General features: G+C 36.0%; 7 protein-coding genes. 1 reads left to right on the top strand and 6 read right to left on the bottom strand.

Annotated elements, in window-relative coordinates; all coding sequences use genetic code 11:
* Nucleotides 1-27 precede the first annotated feature (27 nt).
* The 3 genes from L2586_RS08080 to L2586_RS08070 form a co-directional block, all read right to left on the bottom strand.
* A complete protein-coding gene (locus tag L2586_RS08080) occupies nucleotides 28-2,976 on the bottom strand; it encodes a SusC/RagA family TonB-linked outer membrane protein (protein ID WP_235292362.1) in 2,949 nt (982 codons plus the stop codon).
* A gap of 189 nt (nucleotides 2,977-3,165) precedes the next feature.
* Nucleotides 3,166-4,704 carry a T9SS type A sorting domain-containing protein gene (locus tag L2586_RS08075; RefSeq protein ID WP_235292361.1) on the bottom strand — a complete coding sequence of 513 codons (1,539 nt, stop codon included), beginning with the start codon at nucleotides 4,702-4,704 and terminating at the stop codon, nucleotides 3,166-3,168.
* A gap of 54 nt (nucleotides 4,705-4,758) precedes the next feature.
* Nucleotides 4,759-6,606: a pectinesterase family protein gene (locus L2586_RS08070; protein ID WP_235292360.1), complete on the bottom strand. Its 1,848-nt coding sequence runs from the start codon at nucleotides 6,604-6,606 to the stop codon at nucleotides 4,759-4,761.
* Between the two features lie 212 nt (nucleotides 6,607-6,818).
* On the opposite strand from L2586_RS08070, the gene L2586_RS08065 reads away from it, so the two are divergent.
* Entirely contained in the window at nucleotides 6,819-11,093 is a 4,275-nt protein-coding gene (locus L2586_RS08065; RefSeq protein WP_235292359.1) for a hybrid sensor histidine kinase/response regulator transcription factor, read from the top strand.
* 11 nt (nucleotides 11,094-11,104) lie between these two features.
* Here the strand turns inward: L2586_RS08065 and L2586_RS08060 are convergent, their stop codons facing one another.
* From L2586_RS08060 to L2586_RS08050, 3 genes are all read right to left on the bottom strand, one after another.
* On the bottom strand, nucleotides 11,105-11,845 hold the full coding sequence (locus tag L2586_RS08060; protein ID WP_235292358.1) for a rhamnogalacturonan acetylesterase: 741 nt from the start codon (nucleotides 11,843-11,845) through the stop codon (nucleotides 11,105-11,107).
* 67 nt (nucleotides 11,846-11,912) lie between these two features.
* Entirely contained in the window at nucleotides 11,913-12,386 is a 474-nt protein-coding gene (locus L2586_RS08055) for a cupin domain-containing protein (RefSeq protein WP_235292357.1), read from the bottom strand.
* Nucleotides 12,387-12,400: 14 nt separating this feature from the next.
* Nucleotides 12,401-13,852, bottom strand: a complete 1,452-nt coding sequence (locus L2586_RS08050; protein ID WP_235292356.1) for a glycoside hydrolase family 28 protein — start codon at nucleotides 13,850-13,852, stop codon at nucleotides 12,401-12,403.
* Between the last annotated feature and the right edge of the window lie 286 nt (nucleotides 13,853-14,138).

Genomic DNA, 14,138 nt, shown 5'->3' with positions numbered 1-14,138 from the left:
TTATTAATTTTTGTCTCTTTATTTTACCTAGAAGGATAGATCAACTCCGAATAACCATAACCTTGATAAAGGCCATGAGGTACTACCATTTCGCTCTGGGTCTAATCCTTCTAATAAGCTTGAATACACTATGAATGGGTTTCTTGCACTTGCATAAACTCTTAGTTTTGAAACTTTTATATTGCTAATTAAGCTTTTTGGTAGCGTGTACCCAAGGGTGATATTCTTAATTTTTATGTAAGAATTATCTGCATATGAAAGGGTAGACTCATATGGTAATTCAGCTCTACTTGCATCTAATCTAGGGTAGGAGTTAGTAGGATTATTAGGTGTCCAATAATCTATTGCTAGTAAGTTGTCGAGCATTCTAGGATCAAAATCATAAGCACTTGCATCGATAAACTGTCCCCATTTAGCAAATAGGTTAACCGTTAGGTCAATGTCATATACTTTAAATGTATTGATCATGCTTCCTATCCAGTCTGGTCTTCTAGCTCCAAGTATCACTCGATCATCAAAATCAATTACTCCATTGTTATCTTGATCTTTTACTTTTATTTCACCTACTGCTGTGAATGTAGGATCTGATTCATCTCCATACTGAAAGATGCCTGTTTTCTCGAAATCATAAACAACACTTAGGGGTTCACCTACGAACCATAAGTTTCCTTCATCTCTTCTTAGACCAGAAGTCAATTCTACAATCTCTTCTTTCGAAGAAGCATATGAGAAGACTGAATTCCATTTGAAATTCGATGTATTAACATTAAAGGTTTGTAAGTAAATCTCATAACCCCAAGATTTAGTCTTTCCAGCATTGACATAGACATTGTCAAAACCTGAAGTTGGTGGGAGTTGGTCTTGTAGTAAAAGTCGATCTGTATATCCCTGGTAGATATCAAAAGACCCTGAAATTCTATTGTTAAATAATCCAAAATCCAGCCCGATATTTCCTTGCTGAGTTCTTTCCCATTTTAGTGAAGAACTTGCCAGTGCTACAGGTCTAAATCCTAATATACCTTCTTCCGCACCTGGTTCTCCAAATTCATAAAAAAGAGGGTTGGTGTTCAGCGCTGCTGCAGTAGAGTACGGATCAATGGACGCGTTTCCAGATGATCCAAATCCAACCCTCAATTTCAAATCAGAGATCACAGATAAGTTTGTTAAAAACGATTCTTCTTTAATCCTCCATGCTATAGAAGCTGCAGGAAAGAAATCCCATTTGTTTCCTGGACTCAATTGCGATGCACCATCATATCTTCCAGAAAAATTAATAGTGTACTTGTCTGCTATAGTATAATTTACTCTTCCTAAAAATGAAACTAGAGCCGTCTCGTTCAAACTACTAAATGTGGTCTGACTAGCATTTGTATTTAGATTGTACCATAATTGTCTTTCGAATAATTGTTCTTGTCCAGCTAGTTCATATCGTTCATTTCTTTTTGATTGTACTTCGTGAACTAACGTCCCTGAAAATCTGTGAATTCCTATATCATTAGAATAAGAAAGTATATTATTCCAAAGAAAACCAGAGCTGTAACCTAAGTTGACACCTGAAGTTGTAATACCTTCTGTAGGCACTTTCTGAGGGTACATATAACCATTCCTATTTCCACTTAAATCAAAGTTGAAATTGGAACGAAAAACAATGTGCTTTGTCGGCTTTACTTCTCCGTAAAAGGTACTGAAAAAACGACCAGATCTTTGCGCACTAATATCATCTATATTGGCAAGTGGGTTTTTTCTTGGGTTGGCGAAGTTTGGTTGATAAATGTAATTCCCTAAACTGTCATAAGCTTCCGTGATCGGCGAGCTTTTAATAGCACTTGTGAAATTAGGCCCGTTCCCATCTCTTTCTCTAAAAGTGAAAACAGTAGAATTACCAACTTTGAAATAGCTATTTATTTTGCTATCTAAGTTAAGTCTAAAAGTATACCTCTTGAATTCATCTGCTACAACGACCCCATCTTCAGAAAAATAATTGAATGAAGTAGAGTATGAGTTTCTTTCTCCACCTCCTTCGAATCCTAGGTAGTAACTTGACTGGCTACCTGGTTTCGTGACTACATCTTGCCAGTCTGTGAAAATACCTTCCTCTACACCTCGAACTTCGTCTCCTAGGAATGCATTTTGAATAGCAGGATCTGTTTCCCAATCTTCGATGTCTCTCTTTGCATCTATTTTCGCCTTGATATATCCTTCTCGGTCAAATACTGGAACCTTAGAAAAAGCTTCAGATACTCCGTGATACATTGAGAAATTTACCTTTGATTTTCCTTGGGTACCTCTTTTAGTTGTAATAAGGATGACACCATTCGCACCACGAGAACCATATACAGCAGTGGATGATGCATCCTTTAAAATTTCAATAGATTCTATATCTTCTGATGGAATATCAACATTGTCACCATATGGAACCCCATCTACTAATACTAGCGGTGCATTATTGGCTCTTAATGAACGCTCACCTCTTACAAGGATATCGATTCCTGATCCAGCTCGTCCATTATCTCTTGAAATGTCAACTCCTGGCACTCGACCTTGTAAAGATTCAAATACATTAACAGATTTTACATCTGTTAACGCCTCATCTCTAATGGAAATAATGGATCCAGTAACATCACTCTTTCTCATCGTTCCGTATCCGACGACAACTACCTCATCTAATTTACTAGCTTGGGTTATCATGACGACATCCAAGATTGTACTGTTATTAACCGCAATTTTCTGCGATTCATAACCTAGGTAAGAGAATATCAAAGTATCGTTATTAGGGACGGAAATGGAATAAGAACCATCATAATCTGAAATAGTCCCAGTTCCAGCATTCTGGCTTAAAATATTTACGCCAATTAACGATTCGCCTACTTCATCTTTTACAATTCCTTTAACTGTATTTTGTGAAATAGCCGACTCAGCAAAAAAGAGGCTGATTGTAATTAGGCAGTATGTAATTTTGCAATAAAAATTTGTCATAAAATATTATTCTTTGTCTTCTTGTGCTTACAAAATATCGTCTATGCAAATCTAATGGATCATGGTTGTTTTGGAACAAAAAGTCACTATGCAAGATTTAACATTATGCATTCATGAATTAACATTATCCTTTATACATGGCGATTTGACGAGATTTGTTTCTTTTTTTTTCTAGTATTCACGCTCTGTTTATTTGGTAATTTGAATTTTCTTGATCATTATTCCTTTTGAAGTTGGAATGGAAACAAAATATATTCCCGCGGGTAGATTTTTAGTCTGAATATTAATCTTGTTTTGGCCGCTTTCATGAGCTGAAAAGTGCACTTGGGATCCATTCACATCTATTAGAGAAATATTTTCTACTTGGAGATCATTATTGTCAAACTCAATGGTGAATTTATTTTGTGCAGGATTTGGGTATATGTCAATTTCGTCTTTAATTAATTTTGTATTTACACTGGATAATTCCGCAAAATCAACAATTAGCAATCCCTCAGAATAGCCGCCATGAGTATCTACTAGTTGATAGACGACTGTATCAGGTGTTAAAGGATCAAATCCTCCGATATACCTTAGTTTATTAAACCGTATTAAAATTACACCCTCCGGTTTATTCTTTATGCCTGCTAAGAATAACTGATCTCCGTCTTCATCCGTATCATTTTCGATCACATCCATATCAAAAGAGTGATCGCCAACTTCTAACAGATATCGATCCTCTACAGCAATAGGATCTGTATTGGTAGACTTATTGAATGGGCCTGCTTCATTCATTACAATAGCAGGAATTAATCGCGTACTATCTACCGAGTAATCATAGAAATCTGAAGGGTTAAAGGCTGTTCCATTAGTTTTCTGATCACTACTGCTATACTCATATATGTTATCTATTGCTACTAACTCTGGATCTTTCACCCCGAGACCAAAATCATCCAGACTATGGGGATTAAGAGAATTTCGAAAGTAATTCCTTTCGACTACCACATCACTTTCTAGTCTTGCAAGAATGCAATATGATGCAACATCTTCGAAGTAATTATTGTATAAATGGATGTCTCCATATCTTATTCTTGGAAGTCTTTGATTTAATCCTTTATCCACTGTTCCGTCGAACCAACAATGATGAAAGGTTACTTTTAGATGATCACGATCTTGAGTGGAATTATCACTTGAGCCGATTAACGATACTTTGTTGTGATCCATGAATCTAGTATAAGATACTGTCACATAATTGCCAATGTTTGACGCGCTTGAACTTCTTACATCTAGAAGTCCATCGGCACTTGTCGCCAGCAAACAATGATCTACCCACACATTTTCGGATTGTATAGTTATGGCATCGGTACTGTTTGTCTTTCCATCCCAGTCTCCATCATAAGAATCGCTAATAATTAAATTGCGAATAATGACGTTTCTGCCATTAATTTCTAAGCCTCCATATCTTAGCATGGCATTGGTTGTTGCTCCGATGATCGTTTTGTTAGCATTGACACTGATTCGTTCATAGAGTATTAATTCCAGCGTGTCTTCTATTTTGATAATCAACGGATCTATCGACGCACAAAAAGCAGCAAATTCATTTCGAGATGTGGGTGTAACGACTTCACCACCTTGTCCGCCTGTGGTCCCACCATTGGCAGCTGCCCAGCCTACGGGGCCTGACTGCGCAATTGCTCCTGAAATTGATATCAGAAAAAGACCTAAAAAAGTAAGTTTCTTTATGTACATGTTTAGTAATTATATGTTAATAATTAGTGTAATCTTCTCGATAAAAATGGACTCCTATTGGCTAATGAGTTTGGTAATTCTTTCTTGATTTTGAAAGCCAATTTTAAAGACATAGAACCCACGAATACCTTTATTATTCCACCTATAGGTGTGATCACCAGCTTGCTGATTTTCGATGAACTGTTGCTGAATTAATTTTCCATCTTGAGATAAAACAGAAATACTAACATCTCCTGAATTGGGTAATACATATTCTATTGAACAGGTATCTGAAAACGGATTCGGACTAGCTTTACGAATGAAGAAGCCAGAATGTTTTTCTTGGATAACTTGGGATGTTGTTGGATCATAAGTATAAGACCATGTCTCACCTTCTTCTATTCCATATTCATTCTTACTATCAATACGCCAATAATAAATGGTGTCACTTTTCTTTTCCGTAGCGATATAATAGTTGTTTTTTTGGGTTCCTTTGTATTCAAGATTATCTGGATCTTTGCCAAAGTTGACAAGAAATGAATCCACTGTGCAATGATCATATTTCCATTCTAGTCTCACTAGATTTTCATCATACGCCGCCATGTTTTCTGGATGAGGTGCATACGCTATGTTTGGCAAATTATCAGCTGTTTTTTCAGTATGAAAGTTCCATACAGAACCTTTGACGGTATCTTGCCCGAAAACTTCATCTATTCGCCATTGATAAGTCGTATTTTCTTCTAGTCCTGATATTGCAAAATTGCTAATTTCAGTTGATTCGATAATTTTTAATTCCTCTCCCATTTTTCCTAGGCTAATAAGGTGTTGTTCAGCACATCTGCCGGGAATCCAGGCTAATATTCCTTCTCTTGAAAAGCATGCATTTTTTTCTGGAGTAGGAAAAGAGGCAGCAGGTAATAAATGGGAGACTTTACTTTCTGGATCCCATTCATTATTAAATGTCCAAAGTGCATTAATATCATCTTCTTTAGGATTTCCAGGCGCTTCGTGTAGATTATCTTTATACCATGTCCAGTCAAATTGTGGCCTATGATTGTTATAGTAATATTTTCTATCAGGACTCCAAGTGATTTCGTTTTTGCCTTCCCAGTAAATTTCCTGATTTTTCATGTTTTCAGAAAAAGTACAATTGAGCAAGTAAAATTGAGCATCACGATGATATCTTCCTAATGCGAATCCGACCTTCCCATCGAATGTCCCATTCTGGATAACGAGCTTGTGATCTTCCCCACCGCTTCCATCATGCCATATACTTGCTGTTGAATTATATCCGTAAAATGTACAATCTTCCATATAGCAGTAGCCTCTCGGCGCAATAAAGTCAACATACCCAGTGAAAAAGCATGATTTATGATAATACATTCCACCATCTGTATTCCAGAGACTTAAGGTATCGCCACCAGTGGATATAATATTGCAATCGATGGTGATGATTCTGTGACCACCGCCCCTCATGGCAAAAGTGTGATCATTTGGATTAGGGAAATCAGGGTAAACGTCAGCGAAATTGTTTCGTATGGTCAGATGTGCAAACGTAAGGTCAGTAACATCCTTTGCAATATTTACTGTAGCTGCTCCCCAGTCTGAATCGTTGGTTTCTCTCCATGATCTCCTAAGCACTGCAGTCGTGATAATCGTTGAGTCTCTACTTTCACCAACTAATGTGATATAGCTTTTCTCAAAATACAACTTTTCATCATAGATGCCATCCTTAATAAAAATGGTATATGGCTCAGCTTGGCTACCTGTTGATGCATTAATGGCTTCTTGTATGGAAGTGTAATCTCCACTATTATCTAAAGATACGATTGCATTGAAGCGAGCATCACATTGACCTGAAATAGAAAAGGTGAATAAAATAAAGATTAATGTTATAAAACGACGAAGAGTGCTGAGGCGCATATTGACAATTTATATTGCTGTAAATTAGAATTTGCAGCATTCGGGACCTATTCATTTTATAACAATTCAATAGCATTTTTTCCCATTTCTTTAATATTCGACCTATTATTATGGATTAAAAGCAAACTTTTATAATTTACTATAAATAATGCAGCCTTTGGTTTTTTGATTATAAAATTGGGGCGAAATTGATTTTTCACGATTAATCATTTATGGAAGTAAAAAATAGCATCATTTCATTTTTACTAGTGCTTTTCTGTTTTCAGACTTTATTCTCGCAAGAGTTATATGAACCGAAAGAAGTTAATCCATTATCCCAGTCTTGGCGATGGAAGCAGTTTCCCGAACTAGAAGGATTGGGTGTCAGAGATATTTATGAAGGGCCTAATAAATCTGTTTGGGTAGCATCGAACGGTGGAGTTTATCAATATGATGGTTATAATTGGAAAATTCACAATGAAGAGAATGGTTTTATATCTTCTCCTATAGAACAAGTTATAGTTGATAATAACAATAATGCATACGCGGCTTCCACTGGCGGGATTTATAAGTATGATGGTAAAGTATGGACCCAGATTTTTGTTACACCTAGCAACCTTTCATTTGATTTTAATAACCTGAAGTTGCTAGAAGATAATCTGGTTGCAGCAACTTGTAATAGGGGATTTCTGATCTTAGGTGAAACGAATCGTCTTTACACATCAGAAGCTAAAAAGTCTACTTTGCAAAGCCTCTTGCATGATGTAGAAGTTATAGCCTTGCCGCATGAATTTCTACCTAATGAAGATTTTAGAAATGTCTCAGATATTCTTGAGGATCAGCATCAGAAAATATGGATTGGTTTCACGCTCGAAAATGAACAAGGTAGAATTTTGAGGTTTTCTAGGGAGAATCTTGAATTAAGCCAGATCAAAAATTATGAAATTTTCGCTTCTACAGAAAGAGTTAAGCTTGGAGAATCTCAAAAATTTTTAGAAGCACATGATGGTGCAATATGGATTATCAACTCTACTTATAAAACAGGAATTTCTATTTATAAAGAAGGGAAATGGTCTTATCTGAAGCTAAATGATGAGCTTGGTGGTGATGAATACATGAATGATATCGTCGAAAGTACGGATGGGACTATATGGATAGGTTCCCTCGGGAAATTATACACCTACAAAAATAAAAAGTGGTCAGTCTATCTAGCTCCACTACATCCCATCCCTGCGAATCAGGTAATGCTGCATAAAAGTAAAGGGAATTATATCTGGGTAGCAGGTAACAAGTCAAAAGTGTATTACTTAGATTTTTCAACAGATCAGTGGGTTACTTATGACAAATTAAATTTTCAATTTCAGAATAAATTAGGGGAAGATTGGTTTCTGGATGTCAATGGAAAAGTAGTTTTTCAGGACGGCACTAAATGGTATGCATATTCGGCCAAGGACGGATTAATGGACGCACCCATTAGAATTATCCAGACCAGAAATGGTGAAATATGGGCAGCTGGTTCTCATCAAGGAATTGCCTCGACTGCCGTCTTAGTTGATGGCAAATGGGTAAGAAAAGATCATCCATATCTGTCTTGGGGCATAGATTATAGGTCAATTTTTGAAGATAAGGATGGTAATATATGGTTCGGTGCTGCTGTAGATGCTGAAACGGAGAAAGGGCAATTTGCTGGGCTTCTGAAATATAGAACTAACACGGATGAAAAAGAAAAGTGGATTCATTATCCTGGACTTGCCAATGGATTAAGCCAATCTAATGTTTATGGTATCGGACAGTCTGGAGATGGTAGAATATGGATAGGAGGTGGTAGTCTGCATAGTTTTGATGGAAAGGAATGGAAGAAACCATTAGATAAGCAGCTTCAGCAATTTGTCAATGTGGCTTATAGTAATAATGGATTATTCTTTGCTGGATCTCGATATTATGGCGTATTCACATTTGATGGTCAAGAATGGAATCATTATGATAAGTCTAGCGGACTTGCTGGGAATACGATTATAAGCATAGATGCCATTGATTCTACAACAGTTTATGTGGCAACCGATAATGATATTTCAAGGTTTAATGGTGAAAGTTGGGTGAAAAATATATTTCCTGCTGAGCTTAATATGGAATTCGAAGGTGGGCAATTGTTACACGATCGAAATGGAACTTTGTGGATTAATAAGTCTAAAAGAGCTTGGAAGCGAAGGGCTTTTTCACATAATAAATCCAATCAAAATAATAGTTCAGATTTTTTAGCGTACCGGTATAAGCCTGATATTAACCCACCAGAAACGGAAATATTTATGTTAGATGATGAAATTTCACCAGAGGGAAATGCTGTCATCAACTGGAGTGGAAGAGATTATTTTGAACAAACGGCTCACGATAATTTGATGTATTCTTATAGTCTGAATGGTGGAGAGTGGTCGCCGTTTACTTATGATAAGCAATATACTTTTGTAAGTCTGTCGAATGGTAGGCATGAGTTAAAAGTAAGAAGTAGAGATCTAGACTTGAATGTAGATCCTTCACCAGCAGTTATGCAGTTTAGGGTTTTACCTCCTATATGGAAGCAAACTTGGTTCATTTTGTTGATGTTAGCATTTGCAAGTGTATTGGCAATTTATGAGTATAGAATTATTACTAAGAAGAAAAAATTAGAAGCACTTAACAAGTCTTTGCAGAGTGTCAATGAAAAACTAAAGTTTAAAAGTAGTCAGATTAGGGCGCAGAATATGGAAATCTTAAAACAGCAAAAGAAAAATTTATCTCAAGCTAAAGCCTTAGAAATCACTAATCAGAACCTAGAGGAAAGGAACAATGAGATCGAAAGCCAAAAAGAGAAATTGGAATTGATGCTAGTGAAAATTGAAGAACTTTCAAATGCGAAAATTGGGTTCTTTACCAATATCTCCCATGAACTTAGAACTCCTTTGACATTGATCAATGGACCTATTCAGCAGCTATTTCATCATAGCCAAAATCTGACCACTTTGCAGAAAGAGAAGCTATATCAAGTTATACAGCGAAATTTAAGCAGACTATTAAAACTCATTGACCAATTACTAGAGATGAGAAAATTAGAGAATAGCAATCTTGAAATCAATAGGAAAACATTGGATCTACCAATGTTCTTAAAGTCTATTGTATCTTTCTATGATAGTCTAGCAATTGAAAAAGAAATTCTACTAGGTTTCGAATATGACTTAGATGGAAATTACTTTGCTATTGATACTGATAAACTAGAGAAGGTCTTGGTTAATTTGATTTCTAATGCGTTCAAATATACGCCAAATGGAGGGGCAATCCAGATTAAATTAAGCAATTCGTATGATTATAACTCTTCGCTAAATGCTCATGAATCCTACATGAAAATCATGGTTCAAGACTCTGGTGAGGGCATTAGTGAAGAAGATCTCGCACACATTTATGATCGGTTTTTTACTAAAGGAAATCACACGACGAATGGAACAGGGACAGGAATAGGACTAGCTTATACGAAAGCGTTAATGGAAGTGATGGAAGGAGATATAGAAGTTTTTAGCGAAGTAGGAGAGGGGACGACGTTCGTGCTTTATCTCCCGCTAATTAGTAAAATCGATAACATTGAATTGGCTAAATATCATGGTTATGATTTTCACTTAGCGAAGAAAGAAGCAGATATGTTGTTTACTTCTTTTGAAGTACAGAATGAGCTTCAGTCTACTTTACACAGCTTAAATGTTGCATCAAGAAAAAAAATATTGCTTGTTGAGGATAATCCTGATATGATTCAATATGTTGGATCATTATTGGAGAATAAATACGATGTTACGAAAGCTTTTAATGGACTGGAAGGTCTTAAAAAAGCGAAAGAACTTTCTATTGATCTGATCATAAGCGATGTCATGATGCCGAAGATGAACGGTTTAGAATTCTGTGAAAAAATTAAAGCAGACCTTACCACTTCTCATATTCCTGTTATTTTACTAACAGCTAAAGTGCTGGAAGAGAACGAAATAGAGGGGTATGTTCATGGAGCAGATGAGTATATTACCAAGCCATTTAGTCCCAATTTACTTCTTTCAAGAGTTGCCAATATATTAGATCAGAGAGAAATATTGAAATCTAGCATCATAAGGGATTTCATGCTGACGCCGCAAAAACTAAATTTAACCTCGCCAGATGAAGAATTAATGCAGAAAACCATCTCTATAATGGAGGAAAACATAGAGAATTCTGATTTTAATGTAGACCAGATGTGTAAGATGGTACACTTAAGTCATATGCACTTTATTCGTAAAATAAAGCAGTTAACAGGAAAGAAACCGGTTGACTTATTGAAATCATTCAGACTAAGACGGGCAAAAGATTTGCTGATCGGTAATGATATTAATATCTCTGAAATCGCTTATAGAGTAGGCTACGATTTACCGAATTCGTTTTCTAGGGCTTTCAAAAAAGAATTCGGCATGAGCCCGAAAGAATACAAGGAAAATAACCTTGAGAATGCGGAAAATAATTAGGCGTTAATATGCTATAAATCTTTTAGATATGCGGATAAAGGATGATTAATCTTTTTCAGTTCATTAACGAAAATTCTCGATATTTCAGTTGCGCCCAGAACTGACAAATGTGTGTTATCTTCCAAGCCCTTAGGAAAGTATTCATTCTCATTCGGAGCAAAATGGAGGTGTAAGTTTTTAGATCCCTCTACGCCATACTTCACTTCTAATAATTCGCTGTAGTACTGAAGATCGATAAATGGAACATCGAATTCTTCGGCAACAAGCCTTGCTGCAAGAGGGTAGTCGCCGTGTGTATCGATCAAGGTTCCATGCTCGTTGAATTTACGGCGTACGATAGAAGAGCATATAATCGGGATGGCTCCTTTTTCTCTAGTTTCTCGCACGTAATTAATGAAGTTATGACGGTAAGTAGAATGCGGATTCGTGAAGCGAGCAGGGTCTTTGTCCTTCATGTCATTGTGACCGAACTGAATGATCACATAATCGCCTTCTTGCAATTGATCATATACCTTTTCCCAAAGCTTTAAATCTCGAAAATTTTTAGAACTTTTTCCATTTACTGCATGATTATCAATTACAACATTGTCATTAAAGAATATGGGAAGTAGTTGTGCCCATCCTTTTTCAGGATTTTTATCAGGATCTACTTTATCTGCCATCGTCGAATCACCGATAGTATAGATTTTGACTTGTTTTTTTTGCCCAAATGCGATACAAGTGGCACATAATAAGACTAAAATTGTTTTCATGGTTAGAATATTTTAATATCTGGAAATGCTTGGTTTTGCGTTATGCAGGGAAATTATGAATATAAAACTATTTCTTTTCTACATCATATTTCTTAAGTACCAAATATTTTAATTCTGTGTCGCCAGCGTTGCTGATTCCGTGTGTACTATTAGGTGGACAATATAACGTTGTGTTTGGTCCTACAATCGTATTTTCTCCATTTAGATGAAATTTGGCGGAGCCTTCTAAAATATAAAAGAATTCATCGTTTTCATGAGTGTGTGGTGCATGGGTCGCTCCATGAGGCTCTACGACAGACATTTTTATCGTGCGACCATCGACAAAATGCTTATCCACAAACCAATATTGATAGCCTACTTTTGTTTTATCGGTTTGCTCTAGAGAGAAGGTGTTTACACAATTTTCAATGGTAAAGGCTTCTTCAGAATCTTTTGCTTTGTCTTGCGCATTAACCGATTGGTAGAATAGGAGCATAGTTAGTGTCATTGCAATCTGTAAAGTAATTCTTTTTGATTTTTGTAAATGGTTTGATATTTTCATCATTATCGTTTTTCTTAAATTTTAGGATCATCAGCTTTTTTACCATTAAAAGTTGTATTCGAAAAGTGAATGTTGTTTACATTTTCAATAGAATATGGCGAATCAACTTTTTCCACAGTGACATTAGTGAGGTAGACATCCGTAATAGGAGAATCAGGATGTCCTTTAGCTAAAATTCCATATTCTCCACCATTCTTCACATTTATATTTTCAAGGTGAATATTACGAATAGTTGGTACGAAGTCGCCACTTTGATTGGCATAAATGCCGTAAAACATATTCAATTTGAGGACGCATTCTTTAACTTGTCCTACTTCTAAATTTCTGACATAAATATTTTCGATAACGCCACCTCTACGTGAATTTGTCTTAATTCGGATTGCTCGATCTAGGTTCGGGCTGTCCATATTGCAGTTTTCTACAAAGATATTTCGAACGCCAGAAGAAGCTTCACTTCCGATAACTACTCCTCCATGACCATCGATCATTTTGCAATTTTGGACGACTATGTTTTCGCTTTTAATTCCGACTCTTCTACCATCTGCATCTCTCCCTGATTTTATGGCAATACAATCGTCTCCTGTATTAAAGGTGCTATTCTTAATTAAGACATACTTAGAATACTCTGGATTACATCCATCGTTATTCGGTCCGTGGCTATCTACAGTCACTCCATCGACGGTTATAAACTTAGACTTGAATGGATGAATCACCCAGAAAGGAGCATTTTTTATGGTGATTCCTTGGATTAGGATTTTCTCACAAGTATTAGGCTCGATGAATGTGGGCCGAAGGTAGTGCCCTTTCCCATAGATTCGATCTTCTACTTTTATGCCATTATCTTGGCTGGACATGAGTCTTGGAAGACTGGTGCTATCTTTCTGATTAGGCATGCCTTCAGACCAGCCATACTCCTTGTTACCTTTCCATATCCACCAGTTTTCATTGCTTGCTTGTCCATTTAGTATTCCTTTTCCTGTAACCGCAATATTCGTTTGCTTGTACGCATAAATTAAGGGGGAATAATTAATACACTCGATGCCTTCATAGGCAGTGGAAACCATTGGATAGTCAGCTGGATTTGTACTGAATAGAATCTCAGCTCCTTCTTGGATATGGAAATTTACATTGCTTTTAAGATGGATCGCTGAAGAATGATAGATACCAGCGGGTACGACAACCATACCTCCACCTTTCTCTGTACATGCATTAATTGCTTTCCGAAATGCATCGGTATCGTCTTTACCATCATCTTTAACTGCGCCATATTCTAATACATTATACTGAGCATCAGGAAATGTCGGAAGGGTGATCTTATTTAATATATCGGGTAATTGGTCCCAAGGATCAGATTGATTTAATTCAAGATTTGATTGATTAATGGATGAACTTTCTTTGCAGGAAGATAGCAGTGAAATGCATAAACTTAAAATCAAATAAATAGAAATGAAAGTAAATTTTCTCATACGAATTATGGATTAATTGATGACATTTCATGATGGAATCTAGAACCCAATTTTATGATATGCAATCGATTACTAAAAGTTATATTTCAACCATTTTAAATGGTAATCAATTTATTAATATTCCCTTAAATCATGGTGAAATGTTAATTTATGCTGAATATTAATGAAAGTTGGCGCTATATTTTATCCGTGTAATCGATAATATTTTAATTTATTGATGTATTCGGGGAGATATCTTTCTATATTTTAAATGTATTTTTGCTTTATCAATGTCATTAAAGGAAAT

This window comes from Portibacter lacus, assembly GCF_021533215.1.
Classification (GTDB): domain Bacteria; phylum Bacteroidota; class Bacteroidia; order Chitinophagales; family Saprospiraceae; genus Portibacter; species Portibacter lacus.
The sequence above is the reverse complement of the archived record's forward strand: the minus strand, read 5'-3'. Positions and strand labels throughout refer to the sequence as shown.

Excerpts from the sequence above, each read along its gene's own strand:
- L2586_RS08080 (WP_235292362.1), bottom strand. The coding sequence starts at position 2,976 with ATGACAAATTTTTATTGCAAAATTACATACTGCCTAATTACAATCAGC.
- L2586_RS08075 (WP_235292361.1), bottom strand. The coding sequence starts at position 4,704 with ATGTACATAAAGAAACTTACTTTTTTAGGTCTTTTTCTGATATCAATT.
- L2586_RS08070 (WP_235292360.1), bottom strand. The coding sequence starts at position 6,606 with ATGCGCCTCAGCACTCTTCGTCGTTTTATAACATTAATCTTTATTTTA.
- L2586_RS08065 (WP_235292359.1), top strand. The coding sequence starts at position 6,819 with ATGGAAGTAAAAAATAGCATCATTTCATTTTTACTAGTGCTTTTCTGT.
- L2586_RS08060 (WP_235292358.1), bottom strand. The coding sequence starts at position 11,845 with ATGAAAACAATTTTAGTCTTATTATGTGCCACTTGTATCGCATTTGGG.
- L2586_RS08055 (WP_235292357.1), bottom strand. The coding sequence starts at position 12,386 with ATGAAAATATCAAACCATTTACAAAAATCAAAAAGAATTACTTTACAG.
- L2586_RS08050 (WP_235292356.1), bottom strand. The coding sequence starts at position 13,852 with ATGAGAAAATTTACTTTCATTTCTATTTATTTGATTTTAAGTTTATGC.